The 20,282-nt window shown below is 63.0% G+C and carries 16 protein-coding genes; 3 read left to right on the forward strand and 13 right to left on the reverse strand.

Going from position 1 to position 20,282, the window contains the following annotated elements; genetic code table 11:
* Positions 1-1,115 precede the first annotated feature (1,115 nt).
* Positions 1,116-1,559, forward strand: a complete 444-nt coding sequence (locus CFB17_RS13520; RefSeq protein ID WP_088562098.1) for a hypothetical protein — start codon at positions 1,116-1,118, stop codon at positions 1,557-1,559.
* A 484-nt stretch (positions 1,560-2,043) separates the two neighbouring features.
* Positions 2,044-2,244 carry a hypothetical protein gene (locus tag CFB17_RS13530; protein WP_133063909.1) on the forward strand — a complete coding sequence of 67 codons (201 nt, stop codon included), beginning with the start codon at positions 2,044-2,046 and terminating at the stop codon, positions 2,242-2,244.
* A gap of 439 nt (positions 2,245-2,683) precedes the next feature.
* Here the strand turns inward: CFB17_RS13530 and CFB17_RS13540 are convergent, their stop codons facing one another.
* The 8 genes from CFB17_RS13540 to hisN are packed head-to-tail and all read right to left on the reverse strand — an operon-like array spanning position 2,684 to position 12,085.
* Entirely contained in the window at positions 2,684-3,625 is a 942-nt protein-coding gene (locus CFB17_RS13540; protein ID WP_088562102.1) for a choline/ethanolamine kinase family protein, read from the reverse strand.
* 24 nt (positions 3,626-3,649) lie between these two features.
* The gene (locus tag CFB17_RS13545) at positions 3,650-4,609 is read right to left on the reverse strand and encodes a phosphotransferase (protein ID WP_088562103.1); all 960 of its coding nucleotides are present in this window, start codon (positions 4,607-4,609) and stop codon (positions 3,650-3,652) included.
* Positions 4,610-4,623: 14 nt separating this feature from the next.
* Complete coding sequence (locus tag CFB17_RS13550) at positions 4,624-5,895, reverse strand: Zn-dependent hydrolase (RefSeq protein WP_207762094.1); 1,272 nt, start codon at positions 5,893-5,895, stop codon at positions 4,624-4,626.
* Positions 5,888-7,723, reverse strand: coding sequence for an ABC transporter ATP-binding protein (locus tag CFB17_RS13555; RefSeq protein ID WP_088562105.1), 1,836 nt, complete (start codon positions 7,721-7,723; stop codon positions 5,888-5,890). The genes CFB17_RS13550 and CFB17_RS13555 overlap by 8 nt, the downstream gene beginning before the upstream one ends.
* On the reverse strand, positions 7,723-8,646 hold the full coding sequence (locus CFB17_RS13560) for an ABC transporter permease (RefSeq protein WP_088562106.1): 924 nt from the start codon (positions 8,644-8,646) through the stop codon (positions 7,723-7,725). Before CFB17_RS13560 ends, CFB17_RS13555 begins: the two co-directional genes overlap by 1 nt.
* A complete protein-coding gene (locus CFB17_RS13565; protein WP_088562107.1) occupies positions 8,646-9,626 on the reverse strand; it encodes an ABC transporter permease in 981 nt (326 codons plus the stop codon). The genes CFB17_RS13560 and CFB17_RS13565 overlap by 1 nt, the downstream gene beginning before the upstream one ends.
* Before the next feature lie 36 nt (positions 9,627-9,662).
* Positions 9,663-11,240: an ABC transporter substrate-binding protein gene (locus tag CFB17_RS13570; RefSeq protein ID WP_088562108.1), complete on the reverse strand. Its 1,578-nt coding sequence runs from the start codon at positions 11,238-11,240 to the stop codon at positions 9,663-9,665.
* Positions 11,241-11,290: 50 nt separating this feature from the next.
* On the reverse strand, positions 11,291-12,085 hold the full coding sequence (gene hisN, locus CFB17_RS13575) for a histidinol-phosphatase (RefSeq protein WP_088562109.1): 795 nt from the start codon (positions 12,083-12,085) through the stop codon (positions 11,291-11,293).
* A gap of 206 nt (positions 12,086-12,291) precedes the next feature.
* Here hisN and CFB17_RS13580 point away from each other — a divergent pair, with 206 nt between their 5' ends.
* Entirely contained in the window at positions 12,292-13,071 is a 780-nt protein-coding gene (locus CFB17_RS13580; RefSeq protein ID WP_088562110.1) for a DeoR/GlpR family DNA-binding transcription regulator, read from the forward strand.
* A 507-nt stretch (positions 13,072-13,578) separates the two neighbouring features.
* On the opposite strand, the gene CFB17_RS13590 is transcribed toward CFB17_RS13580, so the two are convergent.
* From CFB17_RS13590 to CFB17_RS13610, 5 genes are all read right to left on the reverse strand, one after another.
* A complete protein-coding gene (locus CFB17_RS13590) occupies positions 13,579-14,805 on the reverse strand; it encodes an acyl-CoA dehydrogenase family protein (RefSeq protein WP_088562112.1) in 1,227 nt (408 codons plus the stop codon).
* A gap of 280 nt (positions 14,806-15,085) precedes the next feature.
* Positions 15,086-16,483 carry an NtaA/DmoA family FMN-dependent monooxygenase gene (locus CFB17_RS13595; RefSeq protein WP_088562113.1) on the reverse strand — a complete coding sequence of 466 codons (1,398 nt, stop codon included), beginning with the start codon at positions 16,481-16,483 and terminating at the stop codon, positions 15,086-15,088.
* A gap of 5 nt (positions 16,484-16,488) precedes the next feature.
* Positions 16,489-17,868 carry an LLM class flavin-dependent oxidoreductase gene (locus tag CFB17_RS13600; RefSeq protein ID WP_088562114.1) on the reverse strand — a complete coding sequence of 460 codons (1,380 nt, stop codon included), beginning with the start codon at positions 17,866-17,868 and terminating at the stop codon, positions 16,489-16,491.
* Between the two features lie 33 nt (positions 17,869-17,901).
* On the reverse strand, positions 17,902-19,296 hold the full coding sequence (locus CFB17_RS13605) for an LLM class flavin-dependent oxidoreductase (protein ID WP_207762095.1): 1,395 nt from the start codon (positions 19,294-19,296) through the stop codon (positions 17,902-17,904).
* 10 nt (positions 19,297-19,306) lie between these two features.
* The gene (locus CFB17_RS13610; protein WP_165769614.1) at positions 19,307-20,206 is read right to left on the reverse strand and encodes an ABC transporter permease; all 900 of its coding nucleotides are present in this window, start codon (positions 20,204-20,206) and stop codon (positions 19,307-19,309) included.
* Between the last annotated feature and the right edge of the window lie 76 nt (positions 20,207-20,282).

Consider the following 20,282-nt stretch of genomic DNA (forward strand, 5'->3'; position numbering starts at 1 on the left):
CGCCGGCTGGTCCACGGCGGAAGCAGTGGCTGCGGGCGCGACTGTCGAAGCCACCAACGTTCACCCCTTGCCCGTCTCGACCGCGGCTGGACGCATGGCGCCACGCTGGGGGCATCGGAAGGGCTGGCCGCGTTGTTCCTGCATGTCCTAGAGCGCGCACAATCCCCGAGGAACTGGGCGGCCGCTGCCTTGTCCCAGGCGCGAGCTCGTTTCCCGTTCTCCCGCCATGCCAGCCGGTCCTCGGCGAAAAGGCGGCTCAGCTAAAACAACCTAAACCCATCATTTGGTGGCTGTCGGCGGTTCCGGCGCAGCACTTGATCATTGATGAATGCGGTGGGCGCTGGCGCGAGCGACGTCGGTGGCAGGCCGGGCGGCGATCTCGTCGGCGCTAGGGGTGCCGACGCCGCCAATGATGGCGCGTCTGCTAGTCGGGAGACGCCGCTCGCTGATGCGATGGGTGGTGATGGCCATTCCTGTGGTGGCGGTGGGGACGCCACACGCAGGGCGGTCGCATCGAACCGCCAAAGCGGGTGGTGTGAGCGGGTTCTCCCCAGTGCGTGCTACCGCTATGGCCGCCAACGACAAGCCCTGCTGGCGGCAAAGCTTTGGCGGCGCCGTCGTCCTCGGTCACGCCACCGCCGGCACCCGCACCGGAAACGCCTGTCTCCGAGGCCGTTTGTCCTCTCGTGGAGGGTGTCTGACTGCCAATTCTCAACGGGATTTTCGGCCGACCAAATCTGAAAAGCTGATGCTCTGGATGCTCGCGCAGATCAGGCTGGACTAGATTAGCGAGCGGAAGGACAAGAAAGACAATGAATACTACCTGAAAGACGTCGAGCCGATCGAGCAGGCTATCTATGGCGGGCATTTCTAGGCGCTCGATTGCGAAATGGCCGGCGTGCTTCACCACTACATAGACGACCCTAGGCGGGTTAGCCGTGTTGTGGATGTACGGGACATGTTGAACTTCATCGGAATGGCGTGCAAGGGCTTCGGAGAGGCCGAGAAGCAGCGCCTTATTGATGAAGTCGGTTCATGAGCTAAAGAGCCTGAGTTCGCGAGCTTCGGTGGTGACAATGAAGTCGAATGAAGTGAAAGCGCTGGAGACTGCGTAAATGACCCAATCACAGAACGAGCTGGAACCCGGTGAAGCATTTGCTAGCGGCAAGCTCGCACACTTGGTACGGATGCTATCGACTGGCCCCGATAACCCGACCCCGCCCGATGGCTACCTGGTGCGCGAGCATGGAGACGAACTGCATTGGTTCGCGTTGTCGATCGGGCCGGACACGGATGGCCTTCGGCCCATCATGCTGTCGTTTGGCACGCAAACAGGCTTCGGAGTCAACATGACCACCTACGGCGAGCTGCGCGCATGGTGGAACCCGTCACTACCTGAGCCGGCGGGTCTGAGCGCCGTGGAATCTGTCGCCCTGGCACCGCCGCCGGTTAGCCTGGCCGCCTTCGTGGACGAAGCCATGCGCTATGTGTTGATGGACCTTCCACCCTGGCACGGGCCCCTATGTGAAGCCTTGATGGCAAAGGCTGGCCAAAACTAGCTCTGCCTCACCCGCTCCACCCATCGGCCGACCTCACTATCTGGATTGGTGTACCAGTCGCACCGACGTTGGCCGTGATCCTTGTCGCGTTGATACACCCGCCAAGCCTCCAAGGGCGTCAACGTCCTATACACCGCAGCCTGATAACGGCGCACCCAACGCATGCGGTCGTAATGACCTAGGTCACGCCACCAATCTTTCGCCTGGCATGCTCCTGCTTCCGCCTCGGCCATCCGGGCTTTCGCGTCGGTCATGTCATGTCTTCAATGCAATTATCGGCCACGCTCTGGCTCGGCCTGACGACCCCGCTCGGCCTTCTCGTGGAATGCCGCCATCAGCGGTTGCCGGCGATCCTCGTTGCTTTCTTCCTTTGTGTCGTCCAGCCGTTACCGGGCTGCCGGCCAGCCATCCGTTGTTCGCTTTCAGGCTTGCGTTCAAACTCTTCGATGGCCGTCGCGCTGCTTGCGTCTTGATGGAGTCGCTTTTGTACTTGGTCAGCGCGCGCTTGGCGGGCGCTCCTGATCAGGCGGGCATAGCTCGCGGAAAGAAGCCAACTTACCGGTTGACGTCGGCGATCGCCGGGCGCGAACATCATCTGGGCATCGGCTCGTCCGAGCATCAAGGTGCCGGGCCGGCCGGGGTGCCGATCTTTCGCGAGGTGTCGCGCCCCTATTGCTATCCGTAGCCCAACGAGACACCGCCCAACTCGAGCGACTGTCGTCCCACGGCTAAGGGGTCGTGCAACCGCGTTTCTTGACCAAGGGCCCGGCTATGCTCTTCAAGGCGGATCGTCGGCGCATGGACCGCCAAGGCCAGCAGCCTCAAGGCTGTAGCAACGCTCATCAATACCGGACGCTGTGTCGACGTCCCGCCGGAGCACCACGCGACCGGCACACTGACCTGACGGCCTTCATGACCGTGCCGGGCTTGGAGCATCTCTCAGTCCAGACGATCTTCTCGGTCGTGATCGAGCGCGACCGGACCGTGTCCCCCTCCGCAGCATTCCGGTCGACGTCGCGCGTCGCTCTGGATCGGCAGCCGGGCTCGGAGACCCCTGACCACACACCGGACCTGAGCCGATACTTAGGCCGGAGCGACACCCAAGGCCTCGAAACACCCGGTTCCTAGATACGACTTAGATGAGCGACCCATTCCGGGTCGCGCATGAAAGTTCGCAAGCGGAGCAGCTTCCAGACGCCGTACTTGAAATAGTCGAACTCGAGCGTCGATATTTTCTGCTGCACGAACGACCAGAGCGCCCATTTGACGTCGGCAAGCGCCTTGTGGATCGCGACGCGGGAAACGATCTTCGGATCGACCCTGCCAAAATAAGCCTCGATCAACTCGAGCTCGACAGCAGCCGGATAGAACATCTCGCCGAACCAGACGCCCAGATCGTAGCAGCGATCATTGTTGGCGGCGTATTCGTAATCGATCAGCATGATCGTCTTCTTGTCGTCGACCATGAAATTGCCGGCCATGGGATCGTTGAAACATGGCACGAGGTCGAGCCCCGACGCTTCCAGTCGCGCGCGTGCCAGCCGATACTCGCCCATGATCCAGGCGAAATCCGGCGGCAACCAGCTGTCCAGTTCCTTCGCCTGCTCGATATGCTCCTCGATCATGTCGAAGATCGTCTTGGTGGCGCGCAGGAGGGGGGCCGAATGTAACGTCCGATAGGTATCGATCGCCGCCAACCGCACCGCGCGGTCCTGGAAATCGCTATGCGTACAGGAGCGCCGGTCGGTAACGAAGGTCGTCACCTCGATGAGCGAGCCGTCCGGCATCGGATGCACCGCAGGGCCGATCCCAAGCTGACTGGCCTTCTGCCCGGCATCGAGCGCGGTGCGCCGATCGATGAACATCTCGGTGCCATCGCCCGGAATCTTGACGAAATAGTCGATAGGAGCACCCTCGACGACGACCCGCCAATTGGCATTGCTGATGCCGCCCGAGACGGGCTCGTAGGCGACGGCGCGTCCGCGCCAGTCCGGCTTCAGCAAGATCGCTGCCTCGATCCGGCGCTCGGCCTCACTCGAGGCCTCACCGAGCTTGCGACGTGTCATGGCATGTCCTCCGGCATGATCGTCTCAAACATGGCGCAGCATCGCCTCGAAGCGCGGGTCATGGAGGACCATGCGCGCGCGCAGAAAGCGCCACTCGGCATATTTGACGAATTCGACATGCGATCTTGGACTGAGGCGTGCCAGGAGGTAGCCCCAGAGACCCCAGGCGATGTCATCAGCGGCACCCAGAAGTCGGGCGCGATGGTGCACACGTCGATCATAGCCACCCAGGAACAGCTCGACCAAGGCGGCCTCCTCGTCCTCGAACTGGCAGATCTCGGCCATCACCGTGCCTAGGTCCCAATGCGGATCGGCGTCGCCCGCGAGGTCGAAATCGACGAGCTGCAGCCGGCCGTCCGGATGCAACATGACGTTGGACGACACGCCATCGAGGTGGCAGGGGCAAACATCCTGCCCAGCGCTGGCAATCGCCTCGGTGATGCCGGCACCCTGGCGAATCAGCCACCAGCCGTCGGGGGGCAGCGCGATGCCGAGGGTTTCGATCTTCCCTGCGAAAGCCGCCAGTCGCGGGCCCAGCTCCCGCTTCCTGGACATCGAGGGCGCAGCCTGGATCGCGCGCTTGGCGGCGATGAGCCTGGCCCGGACAGTGGGATCCAGGAACTGATGAAGCCGCGCCCAGGCAAAGGGAGCTGGCAGGTAGTCAAAGAGGATGGCATCGTCGATCAGATAACGTGGCGCCGGCGAGACGCCGGCCTCCGCCGCGACCCGAGCGGCGGCGAAATCGCCTGTCGGGTCGAGGAAAGACGCCATTTCGGGCTCGGGCAGCTTCAAGAAAAGATGGGGCGGCGCATCGCCCTTGGCCACCAGCCAAGCGGTGGTGGCCACACCCCGATGGATGGGTGAGACGACCCCGCCCAGAGCGGGCGCGTAACGATAAGGCTCGCCTTCGCCGTCCGGGAGCTGGCGTAAGATGGCTTCAACCCGGGTCTCGAGTTTGCCCTCTGCCTCACCAACGGTCTTCATGGTAGCGTTCTTTCTCAGGTGCCGCTCGGGCGGCCATCCATGCGATCAAGCCGCCAGAGCATTCTCGTCAGCAGCCGCGTGCCGTTCTCAAGATCCTCATGCGGCGTGAACTCGACCGCATTATGGCAGATGCCGCCTACCGAGGGTACGGCCACGACGATAGCGGGGCAGCGGGCCAGCACAGGTATGGCGTCATGACCGCCGATCGTGTCCAAGGTTTGCGTCGAGAGGCCGAGGTCTTCAGCCTCCTCCTGTGCGAGCCGGACAAGGCCCGGGGCGAAGCGACCGGCCGGGCGGCGATCGATGCTCAAGATCTCGGCGCGTACACCTGCCTTGTCCGCGCAGGGACCGAGCGCGGCGTTGAGCTCCCCCTCAGCCCACTCCAGGACAGCCATCTCCGGCGACCGCAGCTCGGCAAACAAGAGGGCCTCGCCGGGCACGATATTGGGCGAGTTCGGGATGACCTCGATGCGACCTACCGAGGTGTAGAGCGTGTCGGCCGCGCGCGGCGACAGGTCACGGATCGCGGCGATCAGATAGGCCGCACCCAGGAGGGCGTCCTGGCGGTGCGCCATCGGCGTCGGCCCGGTATGCGTCTGGCGTCCGGTCACCTTGATCTTGACCTTGAGCGCCCCCCAATGCCGGGCAAAGGGGCCAATCTTCCGACCCGAGGCCTCGAGATCGCCGCCGCATTCCACATGCATCTCGAGATAGCTGACGGGATTGGGTGCCTCGTCCTTGCCGAGATAACCGGTCTCGCGCAACGCCGTCTCGACGCTGACGCCGTCGCCGTCCTTGCGGCTGAGCGCGTAGTCGAGCGTCAGTTGGCCACCAAAGACGCTGCTGCCCAGAAGGCTGGGCTGGAATCGGGCCCCCTCCTCGTTCATCCAGTCGACAAGGGCGAGGTTGCAGCGCGGGCTGAGGCCATGCGCCTGCGCGTGCCCCTTGAGGGCCAGGATCGCCTCGAGAGAAGCCACCACGCCATAGGCGCCATCGAAGCGGCCGCCATTGGGCTGGCTGTCCAGGTGGGAGCCCGTCAAGATGAGCGGCGCATCGGGGCCGGCCCATTCGAGAATGCCGAAAAGGTTGCCGATCGGATCGATGGCGACGCGAAGGCCTGCGGCCTCGAGCTGGCCCCGCAGCCAGTCGCGCGCTCTTCCATGCTCGCGGGTGCCCGCTGGACGATCCACGCCACCTCCCTTGGTGGCGCCGAAGGCGGAGACCTCGTCCATGAAACGACGCAGGCGCTCGCCATCGATCATTGGAAAGGACAAGGCCTCAGGCACCGGCGGTCTCCCTGGCTGCAACCCGCGGCGGCTCGACCAGAAAACAGGCCGCGAGGTCATGCGATGAGCGGGCGGTCAAGCCCGGATGCTGCGAGCGGCAGCGGTCGAAGGCGGATGGACAGCGGCTGGCGAAGCTGCAGCCGGGCGGCAGGTCGATGGGGCTGGGCGGCTCGCCCTCCAGCAGACAGTCCTCCGGTCGGTAGCGACGTTCCTCCAGCGTCGGCACGGCCGAGAGCAGCGCCTTCGTGTAGGGATGGCCGGGATCGAAGAAGAGCCGCTCGTTCGCGGCAAGCTCGACGATCTCACCCAGGTACATCACGGCGATCCGGCTGCAAACGCGCCGCACCATCGCGAGATCGTGCGAGATGAAGAGATAGGTGAAGCCATGCTGCGCCTGGAGACGCTCGAAGAGATTGAGGAGCTTGGTCTGCTCGGTCTGGTCGAGTGACGAGAGCGTCTCGTCCATGATGAGCAGCGCCGGCTCCAGGATCATCGCCCGGGCGACATTGACCCGTTGACGCTGGCCAGCACTGAGTCCAGCCGGCAGCTCATCGATGAGAGTTGCATCCAGCCCCACTTCACCCATGACGTCCCTGACCTGGCGGCGACGCTCCTTGGCGCCTCCCAGGCCATGGATGCGCAAGGGCTCCTCGATGATGGCGCCGATCGGCGAGCGCGGCGGCAAGGAGGAGAAAGGATCCTGAAGGACCAGTTGCAGGCGGCGACGCAGTTTTTGCAGCGCGCTGCCGCCGCAGGTAGCCAGATCCTGGCCATCGAAGACGATCCGGCCGGTGTCGGGCGGCTCCAGCCGGGTCAGGAGCCGCATCAGGCTCGACTTGCCGCAGCCCGATTCGCCAACGACGCCGAAATTGTCGCCCTTGAAGATATCGAAATTGGCGCGCCGGACCGCCTGGACGTGATTGTAACCGGCGAAGCTGTCGCGCTTCCTGACCTTGTAGGTCTTGGAGACTTCCGAGACCGAGAGGAGCGGTTCCGTTGTCTGCCCGCGCGGCCTTTCGGCAGGGCCGTGGCCTTGCCAGATTGTCGGCAACTCGCCGATGAGAGCTTGCGTGTAGGCGTGGATAGGATGACTGACGAGGCGGCGCGTGGCCTGACGCTCGACGATACGCCCCTCGTGGAGGACCAGGAGTTCGTCCGCGATGTCGGCCACGACCGGCAGGGAGGAGGAGACGAAGACAACAGCCGTGGCGAAGCGTTCCGTCAGTTCGCGCATCAGCTTCAAGATCTGGGCGGCGACCGTGACATCCAAGGGCTGGGTGACATTGTCGGCGACGAGCAGCTCCGGATCGCTGATCAGCGCATCCACGATCAGCGCCCGCTGCATCATCCCGCCGCTATACTGATAGGGATATTCGTGGAAGCGCTGGCTCGGGGAAGGAATGCGGACGGCTGCCAGAAGATCGACCGCCTTTTCGATCGCTTCGCGCCGGCTGGTGCGCGGCTGGACCGACAGGAGCTTCTCGACGATCTGCGCGCCCACCGTCTGAGTGGGGTCGAGCGTGCCCGCCGGATTGCCGCCCACATAGGCGATCTTGCTGCCGCGCAGCCGGCCGAAGCCCTGTCGGTCGCCCAGAAGATCCTTGCCGCGCCAGGCGATCGTCCCGCCGGTGATGTGCAAGGGCTGCTCGATCCAGTTGACGAGCGCCTTGGCCAGCACCGTCTTGCCGGCACCGCTGGCGCCGATCAGCCCCAAGGTGCGTTTGGCAGGGAGTTCGAAGGAGATGTCACGCAGGATCGGCCGCGTGCGACCACTCTGCAGTGCCAGGTCGACATTTAGCCCTTGGACGCCAAGCAGCGGGGCTTCCATCAGGCGAGCCCTCCAAAGATCCGGTTGCGTGCTCGCTCGAGTGCCGCGCCCATGAGATTGACCGAGGTCAGCGTGACGCAAAGGAAGATGCCGGGCATCGTCGCGATCCACCAGGCGTTCAAGAGATATTTCCGGCCATCGGCGATGAGGTTGCCGAAGGTCGGGGTCGGCGGCTGTACGCCCAGGCCGATGAAACCCAGGATCGATTCGAAGATCATCATCCGCGCGATGTCGAGCACGGAGACGAAGACGATGGGCGGCAGGACGAGCGGGGCCAGGAGTAGTGCCATGATCCGGATGTCGGAAGCGCCTAGAACCTTGGCGCCCCGCACGAATTCCTTGCGACTCTCGGCCATGACGACACTGCGCGTGACCCGGGCATAAGTGGGCCAGCCCGCCAAGCCCAGGACCAGGACGATCGCCGGAATCGTCGGCCGCGAGACACCCAGGATAGCGATCGCCAGAATGATCATCGGAATGGAGAGCTGCGCATCCGTGAGGCGCATGAGGATCGTGCTGATCCAGCCGCCTTTGTAGCCCGCCACCATGCCGATCGTGCAACCGATCAGCAGCATGACGATGACTGTCGAAACCCCGATCAGAAAGGAATAGCGCAGGCCGACCAGGCAGCGAAGTAGCATGTCGCGGCCGAGCTGATCGGTCCCGAGCGGATTTGTAAAGCTCCAGTTAGGCCCCAGGAAGAGCGGGGGCAGGAGGCGCCCGCGCACATTCATTTTCAAAGGGTCGATCGAGCTGAGCTCGGGATAGAAGCAGGCAAGCAGGAAAAGGATCAGGAAGACGACGAGGCCAATCTTGAACTCCGGCTGGCGGAACGCTTCGGCCCAGACGCGGCGGGTAAGCGATCTTCCCCGATCAGGCGCCATCGCGAGCTTGCCCATGAGGGCTGGATCGACGCTAGCCATCAGTAGTCGAGCCTCGGATCGATGGTGGTGGCCAAAAGGTCGACGGCGATGTTGATCAACACGAAGGCGGCGCTCGTGATGATGGCGATACCCTGGATCAGCGGGAAGTCACGCTGCAGCACCGCGTTGATCGTCAAGAGACCGAGACCCGGATAATCGAATATGTACTCAACAACGAGAACGCCCCCCAGGAGCATGCTGAACTGCACGCCCAAAAGGTTGAGGAGGGGGACGGAGGCGTTCTTCAAGCCATGTCGCAGGACGACGCGGGAGCGGCTGAGTCCTCTGACCGGGCCGGCGGCGATAAAATATTCCTGCATGACCTGCGCCACCGAAACGGTGAGGGTGCGGATCATGAAGGGGGCCATCTCGATGGCAAGGACGAAGGCCGGCAGGATGGTCCAGGCAAAGCCCTGATAGCCAATGGCGGGCAGCCAGGCGAGCTTCACCGAAAGGAGTAGGATCAGGACGATGCCCAGCCAGAAATTCGGCAGGGAAACGAAGATCGATCCCAGATAGAGTGCCAGCCGGTCGGGCCAGCGGCCAGGGTAGAGGCCGCCCGCGACGCCCAGTGGGAGCGATATCAGGAGTGCCATGAGGATGGCGGTGAGGGCCAGCTGAAAGGTGCGGGGTGCTGTCTGGGCCACAAGTGTGAGAACCTCAGCACGCTCGCTGCGGCTGGCGTCGTTGAAGGCGGCGCCCCCCGTTGCCGCCCCATCCGCCGGCCGGACGAAGGATTGGCCGAAATCGCCTTGCACCACGTGTGCTGCATAGCGGCCGAACTGAACGAGGATCGGGTCGCGGAGCCCCATTTGGGTCGCGATCTGCTCGATCAGCGCCTCGGGGGCCATGCCGCCCGCCATCAATCGGACAGGATCGCCCGGCACGACCCGAAGCAACGTGAAGATCAGGAACATCACCAGGAAGATGATGACGAACCCCTGAAGCAGCCTGCGAGCCAGAAAACTCAAGACGAACATGCCGGGCGGTCCTAAAGATCCTTGGTGCGATAGGGTTCAGGCGTCGGTTGCCTTGGACGCGTCCATGTCGCCTGCGGGATTGATGAAAAGCCCGTCCAGTTCCTTGCGCATCGCATGGATCAGGACAGAGGTGAAGAGCGAGAGGGCCGGCATCTTGCTGGCGATGGTCGGCAGCGTTTCGGTCTGCAAGACCTGCTTGCGCTCCTCCAGGCTGCCGGCACCGCGCTCTTTGTCGAGCACCGCATCGATCTCTGGATCGACGATGCCACAGATGCGCTTCGAGCTCGAATGGAAGTGGGTCCGGATAATGAGGTCCGGCTCCGGCGAGCCGGTCGACCAGCCGCAGTCGATCATATGGCCCGGACCGCCGCCCGGGCGGTCATAGAGTCGCTCGTTCCAGGCGGCGACTTCCATGACGTTGAGCGTCACCGGGAAACCCTGCTCCTGCAGCATAGCGGTAATGAGTTCGCCATATTCCTTGGTCTTTGGGTAGAAGCCGGTCGAGGTAATGTATTCGAGGGGCGGCAGGCCCTGACCATTGGGAAAGCCCGCTTCCTTGAGGAGGGCCTGGCACTTCTCGGGATCGTAGGCGGGATAGTTCGGCAGGTCGCTATAGCCGAACTTGATGGGCGAGATGAAATTGTTCGAGCCATGGCCGGCGTCGCCCAGGATTTCCAGGACCTGCGAACGGTCGATCGCATGGCAGGCGGCGAGACGCAGGCGGGGATCGTTGAAGGGCGGCTTGGAGCAGCGGAACCAGAGATATTTGTTCTCGACGGAGACCAGCGAGGAGATCTTGACGTTCGCGTTCTGCTTGGCGGTCTCCACCTGCTCGGGCTCGAGCCGCTCGATGATGGAAGCCTGACCGTTCAGGAGCGAGAGCAGCCGCGTCGTCGCGTCGCCGACGAACTGGACCTGGACGCCCGGCACCTTGGGCGCACCCTTGAAGTAGCCGGGGAAGGCTTCGAGCACGGTCGTATTGCCCTGCTGCGCGACGAATTTGAAGGGGCCGGTGCCGTTCAGCCGCTGGCTCAGCGGCCCGTTCGGCCCGCCCGCCACGTCCTTGGCCGACATGATCGGCAGGAAGGCCGCGAGGAAGACAAAGAGGCTCGAACCATAGCCGCCCTTCGTCGTATCGACGATCACCGTGAAGTCGTCGGGTGTCGTCACGTCGAAGGTTGTGTTGTTGCCCGGATACCATTGCGCCGGCCGGTCGGGCAGGCTGCCATATTCGAAGGTCGCCTTGACGTCGGCCGCCGTGAACGGCTGGCCGTCGTGGAAGGTGATGCCCTGACGAAGCTTGAACTGGATCTTGTGCGGATCCAGCACCTGAATGTCGGTCGCCAATTCCATGACGATCTCGTCGGGCTTCTCGGGACGCATGGGCGCGCGCGCCAGGAAGCCCATGCAGAAGCCCTCGATGTTCTTTTGCGAGAGCGTCGTGTGCGCGGTCGGATCCCAGTTGCCGGTAATATTCTCGGCCGACTGAAAGACGATTGGCTTGTTCTCGGCGGCGAATGCACTGTTGATCAGGAAATCCGGGTTGAGGCGAGGCAGCCCGAACATGGCGCCGCCCAACGCAGCGCCCTTCAGAAAATCACGACGGTCGACCATCGATCAATGCTCCGAGATTGGCCGCGAGGCGCGGCAGGCGGGGGAGAGGGTCAAGGACAACCGCGCATCCGCGCGACGAGTTCGCGGTGCAAGATCGGGTTGGCGGCAGCGATGACCCGGCCATGCGACTGCAAGGAAAGCGCCGAACCGTCCCAATCGGTGATGCAACCACCGGCCCCTTCGATGACAGGGATGAGCGGAAGGAAATCGTAAGGCTGGAGGCCTTCCTCGATGACCGCATCGACATGGCCGGCTGCCACCAGGGCGTAAGCGTAGCAGTCGCCGCCATAACGAGTCAGGCTCGCAAGTTCGGCGACGCTGGCAAAGGCTGTCCTGCCGGCCGACGTGAAGCTGTCCGGCGAGGTCGTATAGAGAATGGCTTCCTGGATCTGAGCGACTTGGCGCCCCCGGCACGGGCGACCCTGATTGTCTTCGGTCCGCCCGGGCAACCCATGCCAGCGTTCATGCGTAAAGGGTGCGTCGATCACGCCGAGGAGCGGCCGACCCTGATGCAGAAGTCCCAGCAATGTACCAAAGAGGGGATTGCCGGAAACGAACGCCTTCGTTCCATCGATCGGGTCGATCACCCAGACGAATTCCTGATCCAAGGCGTCGGCGCCATACTCCTCGCCCAAAATCCCATGCTCGGGAAATCTCTCGCCGATCATCCGGCGGATCGTTTCCTCGATCGAGCGATCGGCGATCGTCACCGGCGAGAGATCCGCCTTGCTCTCGATCGCAAGCGGCTCGCGGAAATAGCGAAGTGCCAAGGCGCCCGCACTGTCGGCCAGCTGCATCGCGAAACTTTGCAGTTCGGCAATCATCGAGGAAGGAGGATTAGTCATGGATAGGGCTCACGCGCCGGTTCACTCACATCGTCGCAAGTCTGATGCCAAATGCAAAATAGCGCACGAATCTCAACAAGAATGCACATTGGCTGCTTATGAATGCGGCATATGCTCGTCTTTTTGGCCCTCGACCGCCTCGTCCGCGCGGCTTATGGTCCGCTATCTCGTACAGTACCCCAACTATCACGGAGCCGATCGTTAACGTGTGGACGCCTGAGCGCCATCATCGCATCCTCTCGCTCATCAATTCGGCGGGCAGGCTGAAGACGGAAGAGGTCGCACAGGCTTTCGGAGTCTCGCGGGAGACGGTGCGCAGGGATCTTCTCGAACTCGAATCCGCAGGCCATCTGCGCCGTGTTCACGGCGGTGCCGTGGCGCGCGAGGTCGCACCGGAAGAACCTTTCTCGACGCGCACGCAAACGCGGCGGCAGGAGAAGGAAGAAATCGCCATGGCGGCTGCCGGCCTTATCGAGCCAGGCCAGACATGCTTTATCGACGCCGGCACGACAACGCTGGCATTCGCCCGAGCCCTAGGCTCGGTCGGCGGACTTCGCATCATCACCAATTCCCTCGATATAGCCGGGATACTGATGCGCGACGGCCATGAGGTCGTTTTGCTGGGCGGCGCACTGACGAGCGATGTGCCGGCGACCTTCGGTCCGCTTGCACTCCAGGCGATCGACCATTTCGTCGCCGACGTCGCCGTCATCGGGCCGGTGGCGGTGGATGCCCGTCATGGCATCATGAACTATGAACTGCACGAGGCCGAACTGGCGCGCGCCATGATCGACCGGGCCAAGCAGACACTGATCCTGGCTGATCACACGAAGCTTGGTGCCTCCAGCCGCGTCGTGGTCTGCAAGCTCGCGCAAACCCACATGCTGATCACCGATCGTCAGGGCGATAGCGAAATACTGGCCGAACTGCGGATCAAGGGCCTCAGCTCGATCCTGGTTGCCGGCCAGCCCCGTGATCTCGTCTAGTCGCCGGGTAGGGCGCGGGCCTCTGATGCTCGAGGGCCAACCGAGCTGCCGGCTGCGGAGCCTCGAGGCGGCGGCGATCGCCGGGTCGAAGTCGAAGGCGCCTTTACCGGTCGATCCTCTCATTCATGATCTGACATCCTTCCCGACATACATCCGGCCGATGATGGCTGGGCTGAATCGACGCCAGCCTGTCGACGCGATCGCGATGGCCCGCAGCATGGCCCATCGCCGGTCTTCCAGATCTTGGCCCTCATGCCCCTCGTCCGTTCCCTTGCCGAAGAAACTGATGCTTCCAGCCTGGCGTTTTCACGGCACTCACGGTCAATTCTCGATCTGAGGGTTTATCCCCTGCCTGCAAAGCCAATGACGACGACGAGGTGCGCGATGAAGCACCGTCGCCCCTCGGCCGCCCTGGCTTAGACGCGCAAGTCCGGACGTTCCCGATTGAGCATGTCCCAGGTTTCGTCAGGCAGCGAACGCGACTTGGCGGGTCTTAAGCGGCATCGTCTATTCGGCGGGTCGTCCAACCCGCCACTGGGGCGGAGGAGCCGTTCCGTTCACGGCATAGTCGCCGACGATGCGATCTTTGTAGATGCGCGGATTGTGGGAGGCCAAGGTGCGGACATTGCGCCAGTGCCGGTCCAGACCAGCGTCGCGCTTGACTGCGGATGCGCCAAGGGCGTCGAAGGCGATTGTCGCGGCATGCAGGACGAGATCGGTGATAACGGTCTGAGCCTGCGCGCTCTCAAGTTCGGCGATGTGAACGGCGGTCTCGAAGGCCGTCGCATCCTGCCTGGCGTCCGCCGCCCGTTGCAGCGCCTCAGCGACCTGCAGGACGATGGCGCCGGACGCGTAGGCCGCCCCTCTCACCCTCCCCACAACCTGGAGCACTTGCGGGTCTTCCGACGACCGTGAGGCAGCCGCGTGCGTATAGGTACGGGTTCGCGCCGCGACGGCACGAGCAAGGTCGGTTGCAAGAGCCCTACCAATGCCAGCGATATTGGCGAGCTGAAAGAGTTGGAAGAAGGCCGGGGCATATCCAAAGCGAAGATCGGCTTTGGATATGTCGGCCGGATCCAGGGCCACACGGTGGAAGGTCGCGCTTCCGCTGGCGGTCAGCGTCTGCCCGATACCGTCCCAATCGTCTTGGATATCAACACCTGGATCATGCCGCGAGACCACGACACTGATCCCCTCGCCGGCTTCATTGGTTGCCCCGACATCGATCCAGTCGGCGAACAGGGAACCGGTCGTGTAATATTTGCGGCCGTCCAGGCGAAGGTCGCCGGGCTGGCCCGTCACCCTGGTCGAGAACGCGTCGAGTTTGGCACTCTCGCCGGTCTCGCTCCAGGCACCGCCAAAGACGTCGCCACGCCCGACCCTGCCAAGCCAGCGGTCACGCCGCGATGGATCGGCACTATTGATCACATCCTCGACATAGCCGAAATGCGCGCGATAGGCCTGGGTCAGGTTGGACTCGCCCTCCGACAACTCGATGAGCAACGCGAAGAGTTCCGGCAGGCTGGCCCCGGCGCCGCCATATTCCTTTGGCACACGCAAGGCGCCAAAGCCTGCTTTTTTCAAGTCGGCGAATTCCTGGTCTGGCAGACGCCGTTCAAGATCGCGCTTTGCCGCCCCTTCACGAAAACGCGCAAAGAGCGGACGGAAGCGTGATGCCAGGGCTTCGTAGTTGACGCTGGGGCCGCCGCCCCAGGCTCGGTCGATCTGCGTCATGTCCTCAGTCTTTCAGAATTGAGCGGCGGCGATGCCGCGACCCTGCCTGACCTTTTCTCGTCCCACGAGGCTGCATTCGCCGGCCAACTCGGCTTGGTGAAGGCGCCGCGAGAAAAGGCGTCTCGAACTTGTCCTTGTGGATTTTCCGCGCTCGACGATCTGCGTCGCGCTCGCCGTTCAACTCCAGCGTCGAACGAAAGAACGCATCCAGACGATGCGATCGTGCTCGCCAGGTCGTCGATACGCGTTGGAGAATCGACCGCGTGGGAATCCGTCCACATCAGCCGCGACCGGTTGCTGCGAGGGCGGCGGAGGCGTTTTCAGCCACACGTCGATAACGCGTTGCTGGGTGGGCGCCTTGGAGCGTCGCGGGGCGGCCCGGGAACAGCCGCTCCCGCAGCGTACCTGGCGCATATTCAATCTGCGCCAGGCCACGTGCCCGCAACACCGGCATGAGATGGTCGACGACATCGACGAATGAGCCCGGTGCCGTCTGATAAGCGACGTTGATCCCGTCGATACCGGCATCCTGCCAGGCCTCGAGGGAATCGGCGATCTGTTCGGGCGTCCCCACGATCCGCCCGTTATAGGACATGGAGGTGACGAGATCGATCAGCCGTGCCTTTCGGCCGGGATTAGCCTCTTCAAAGAACTGGGTGAAGCCGCGCAAGCCCTCGATCGCATAGTCGGCCACGGGCCGCTCGGGATCGAGCCGGCCGAAATCGATGCCAAGGTCGCGCCCCACATGTGCCGCCAAGCCATCGGTGCTGACATACTCGTCAAGGGCACGCGATTTCCGCCAGGCCTCCTCCTCGGTGCTGCCAATCACGAAGGAGAGACCCTGGAAGAAGAGCAGGTCGGACGGATCGCGGCCGGCCGCCACGACGTCGCGGCGAATTTCATTGACCGCGACACGCGCCGCTTCGGGCGTCAGGCAGACGACGAACGTTGCCTCTGCGTTACGCGCGGCGAAAGCCCGCCCTGCCTTTGAGGAGCCCGCCTGGATCAGGACAGGGGTGCGTTGCGGCGAGGGAGAACTCAGATGCGGCCCCTCGACCCGATAGCGCTGGCCTCGATGGCCGATCTCATGGATGAGGCTAGAGTTCGCATAGCCGCCCGCGGCAGGATCGTTGAGCACCGCGCCATCTTCCCAGGAACCCTCCCAGAGCTTGTAGACCACCTCGACATATTCATCGGCCCAGGCATAACGCTCGTCATGCGCGACCGGCTCGTCGAAGCCGAAATTGCGCGCCGCGTTGCGACTGGTGGTGGTAACGATGTTCCAGCCGATGCGGCCATCGCTCAGATGATCAAGCGTCGACACGCGTCGGGCGAAGTCGAACGGATGGCTTTGCAAGATGGAGCTCGTAAACATCAGCCCCAGATTGCTGGTGGCGCCGATCAGCGCCGCGGAGAGGATTGCCGGATCATTGGCGGGCAGATGAATGCCTTCTTTGAAATAGGTGTCGCGCCCGCCATTGTGCCCTTTATCGATGCCGACGACGTCGGCCAGGAACAGGGCATCGAAACGGCCGCGCTCGAGGGTGCGGGCGAGGTCGGTCCAAAACGCCAATGTATTGAACGACGTCTGCCGATTGGCGGGATGGCGCCATAGTCCATGGTAGACATGAGACACGGCGTTCATCTCGAAGGCGTTGAACACCAAGCGCTTGCGCATGTGCCTCACTCCGCGGCCAGGACGCTATCATTGCAAGCTGCATCGGGGCGGCCTGTATCGAAGCGACTTGTGGCGGGGCGACGAAGCCCGAGATTCTCGCGCAGCGTACGGCCCTCATACTCGATCCGGAACAGACCGCGTCGACGAAGTTCCGGCAGGGCAAGTTCGATGAAGTCGTTCAACCCACCGGGCAAGGTTGGTGGCATGATGTTGAAGCCGTCGGCCCCGCCCTTGGTAAACCGTTCCTCGAGTTGATCGACAATGTCCTCAGCCGTCCCGACCACTTGCCAGTGGCCCCGGGCGCCAGCGATCCTGCGCGCCAGTTGAAGGATGCTGAGGCCTTCCTTGCGGGCGAGTTCAAACAGCAGCTGCTGGCGGCTCTTGCCGCCATTCGTTTCCGGCAGGTCCGGCACCGGTCCATCCGCGGGATAGCGACTGAGGTCGAAGCCGCCGATCATGTCCGAGAGCAGCCGAATTCCGACCTTTGGATCGATCAGATCCTGCAGGCGCGCGAACTTGTCCTCCGCTTCAGCACGGGTGCGGCCAATGACCGGAAAGATGCCCGGCATCACCAGCAGATCACTCGGATCTCGACCGTAGCGGCTCATCCGCGCTTTCAGGTCGCTGTAGAAAGCCTGCGCGTCGGCAAGCGTCTGCTGGGCCGTGAAGACGATTTCGGCAGTTCGCGCGGCTAGCTCCATGCCGGGAGCGGAGGAACCGGCCTGAACCACGACGGGATGACCTTGCGGCGAACGGCGCACATTGAGCGGCCCCTGCACGCTGAAATGCACGCCCTTGTGGTTCAAGACGTGCATCTTGTCCGGCTGATAGAAAGTGCCCGAGGCCTTGTCATATGCGAAGGCATCATCGTCGAAACTGGCCCAAAGCCCTGTCACGACATCAATGAACTCTTCAGCCCGGCGGTAACGATCGGCATGCAGCAGATGAGGATCGTCGCCGAAATTCCTGGCTTCGGCCTCCGTGTTGGAGGTGACCAGATTCCAGGCGGCGCGCCCCTGGCTGATCAGATCGAGCGAGGCGAACTTGCGCGCCAGCGTGTAGGGCTCGTTGAAGGTCGTCGAGACGGTGCCGGCCAGCCCGATTCGCTCGGTCACCGCCGCGATGCCCGATAAGAGGGTGATGGGCTCGAAAAAAGCCGAGCGCGCCGAAAATCGCCCAGTCTGTGGACTGGTGTCCTTGATGGCCAATGTGTCGTCGAGAAAGACGAGATCGAACTTTGCGTCCTCGGCCGCCTGCGCGATCCGCACATAGGCCTTGAAGTCGGCACCGAGATCGGCCTGGGCATCCTGATGGCGCCAAGCCGCCACATGATGGCCGGGCGACATGAGAAAGGCACCCAATTTGAGCTGGCGAGGGGAGGCCATGCGCTTATCCTTAGGCAGACGAAGACGGTCGTTTCAGGCGGCCGGCCAAATCGGGGATGCGGCCCGAGCCGAAAAAGCGCCGCGATAGCGCGCGGCGGGATGCCGGGCAGGGAGCCGGGCGGCCCGCCCGGGAAACAGCCGCTCGCGATACGTCCCATCGGCATAATCCGTCTGGGCAAGTCCGCGTCGTTGCAGCACGGGTGTCACATTATCGATGAAGTCAGCGAACGAACCCGGCGTGGTATGATAAATCATATTGACGCCATCGATCCCCGCCGCCTGCCATTCGGCCAGCTGGTCGGCGATGGTCTCAGGCGTGCCGACAATCTGGTTCGACAACGCATAAGCGCGGCCGAGATCCGCCACGGTGGGCTTCTTTCCGGGATTGCCTTCCTCAAAGGCGCGAACGATGCCTTGAACGCCTTCGACCTTGAGCTCGTCGACCGGCCTGCCCGGGTCAAGCATGCCCAAATCGATCCCAAGATCGCGGCTGATATGGGCCAGCAGACCATCCACGCTGACCAGTTCGCCCAGGTCACGCGCCTTGCGTTGCGCCTCTTCCTCCGTCCCGCCGACGACAAAGGACAGTCCTTGCACGAATAGCAGGTCATCGGGATTGCGGCCGGCGGCGCGTACCAGGGCTCGCGTCTCGTCGATCTGACGCCGCGCGCCTTCCGGGTTGACCGCAGCGATGAACGTGCCCTCCGCGTGACGCGCCGCGAATGCGCGGCCCGCTCGCGAAGAGCCGGCCTGGAAGAGGACTGGCGTGCGCTGTCGGGACGGTTGGCTGAGATGCGGCCCCAGTACCTTGTAGCGCTCGCCCTCGTGGTGAATGCGATGGACCTTGGCGGGGTCGGCATAGAAGTTGCCAGCTTTGTCAGCCTTTACGGCGTCCTCGTCCCAGGACCCTTCCAAGAGCTTGTAGACGACGTCGACATATTCCTCTGCCCAGCGATAGCGCTCGTCATGCGGCACGATCCGGTCGAAGCCGAAATTCTGCGCCGCGTTATGACTGACGCTGGTGACGATGTTCCAGCCGATCCTTCCCTTGCTGAGATGATCGAGCGTCGAAAGTTTGCGCGCAAAATTAAAAGGGTGTTCCTGGAGAATCGAGCTCGTCAAGGTCAGGCCGATATTCTCGGTCTGCGAGATCAGCGCACCGACGAGAGCGCCGGAATCATTGATCGGAATTTGCACCGCTTCTTTGACATAGGTGTCCCAGGTGCCGTTATAGGCAGGATCGACGCCGATAATGTCAGCGACGAAAAAGGCATCGAATTTGCCCTTCTCGAGCAGTCTGACGAGATCGATCCAGGTCTGCAGGTCGTTGAAGGCGGTCTGGCGCGTCTCTGGATGGCGCCAGAGCCCATGATAGACATGCGAGACGGCATTCATCGAGAAGCCGTTGAAGATAAGACGTTTGGTCACGGCAGGAGTCTCACTTTACAACGGTGGTGCGGGAGCGGTCGCGGCTAACCAGCACCGCTGCGATGACTACCAGTCCCTTCACGACCATTTGGGAATATTGCGACACGCCCATCAGGTTCAGCCCGTTGTCGAGGATGGCGATGATCAAGACGCCGATCAGGGTACGATGCGGGCCACCGATTCCACCTGAAAGCGACGTTCCGCCCACCACGATTGCAGCCAGGCTATTGAGCAGCAGGTCCGTGCCGAGTGATGGACCGGCAGCTCCGAGCCGCGCCACGGACAAGACTGCCCCGATGCCGGCAAGCACCCCGGACAGCATGAATGCATAGATCTTGTAGCGCGTGACCGGGACACCGGCCGTACGCGCCACGGTCTCCCCGCCGCCGATCAAATACATGTAGCGGCCAAAGCGCGTGCGGGACGCGATGACGACGACCACCGCCCATGCGACCAGCGCCCAGAAAGCAATGTTCGGGAGATGAGGCACTAGTTGGCCGATGGCGATCGTTTCGAAGCCGTCGAGGTCGAACTGGATCGCTCTTCCATCGAGAATGGTCAGCGCGAGGCCGCTAAAGACCGACAAGGTGCCCAAGGTCACGATGAACGAGGGAATGCGGCCCCATGTATAAATAGTGCCATTGACGAGGCCGAGCAGGCCGCCCAGCAATGCGACCGCCGGAATCGTGGCGAAGCCGAGTGGCGTGTGGTTCAAGAGCGTCACGCTCATCGCGCCACCGAGCAGCACGACTGCGCCTACGGACAGGTCGATCGAACCCATCAAGATGACAAAGGTCCCACCAAGACAGGCGATCAGAAGAGTCCCGGCCTGACCGCTGATCGCCGTGAAATTGCGTAGCGTCGCGAAGGAATCGGTCGCCAGCGAAAAGAAAACGAGCAGGAAAAGCACGACGCCAACGGGCAGCCAAAGACTGGCGTCAATGGCATTTCTGTCGAAGGCAAAGCGCGCGGCACGACGGGGCGCG

Origin of the sequence: Arboricoccus pini (assembly GCF_900187945.1) — a bacterium.
Lineage (GTDB): Bacteria > Pseudomonadota > Alphaproteobacteria > Geminicoccales > Geminicoccaceae > Arboricoccus > Arboricoccus pini.

Bases quoted from the DNA above. Each gene is read 5' to 3' on its own strand.
- CFB17_RS13520 (WP_088562098.1), top strand. From the start codon at position 1,116: ATGACCCAATCACAGAACGAGCTGGAACCCGGTGAAGCATTTGCTAGC.
- CFB17_RS13540 (WP_088562102.1), bottom strand. From the start codon at position 3,625: ATGACACGTCGCAAGCTCGGTGAGGCCTCGAGTGAGGCCGAGCGCCGG.
- CFB17_RS13545 (WP_088562103.1), bottom strand. From the start codon at position 4,609: ATGAAGACCGTTGGTGAGGCAGAGGGCAAACTCGAGACCCGGGTTGAA.
- CFB17_RS13555 (WP_088562105.1), bottom strand. From the start codon at position 7,723: ATGGAAGCCCCGCTGCTTGGCGTCCAAGGGCTAAATGTCGACCTGGCA.
- CFB17_RS13560 (WP_088562106.1), bottom strand. From the start codon at position 8,646: ATGGCTAGCGTCGATCCAGCCCTCATGGGCAAGCTCGCGATGGCGCCT.
- CFB17_RS13565 (WP_088562107.1), bottom strand. From the start codon at position 9,626: ATGTTCGTCTTGAGTTTTCTGGCTCGCAGGCTGCTTCAGGGGTTCGTC.
- CFB17_RS13570 (WP_088562108.1), bottom strand. From the start codon at position 11,240: ATGGTCGACCGTCGTGATTTTCTGAAGGGCGCTGCGTTGGGCGGCGCC.
- hisN (WP_088562109.1), bottom strand. From the start codon at position 12,085: ATGACTAATCCTCCTTCCTCGATGATTGCCGAACTGCAAAGTTTCGCG.
- CFB17_RS13590 (WP_088562112.1), bottom strand. From the start codon at position 14,805: ATGACGCAGATCGACCGAGCCTGGGGCGGCGGCCCCAGCGTCAACTAC.
- CFB17_RS13595 (WP_088562113.1), bottom strand. From the start codon at position 16,483: ATGCGCAAGCGCTTGGTGTTCAACGCCTTCGAGATGAACGCCGTGTCT.
- CFB17_RS13600 (WP_088562114.1), bottom strand. From the start codon at position 17,868: ATGGCCTCCCCTCGCCAGCTCAAATTGGGTGCCTTTCTCATGTCGCCC.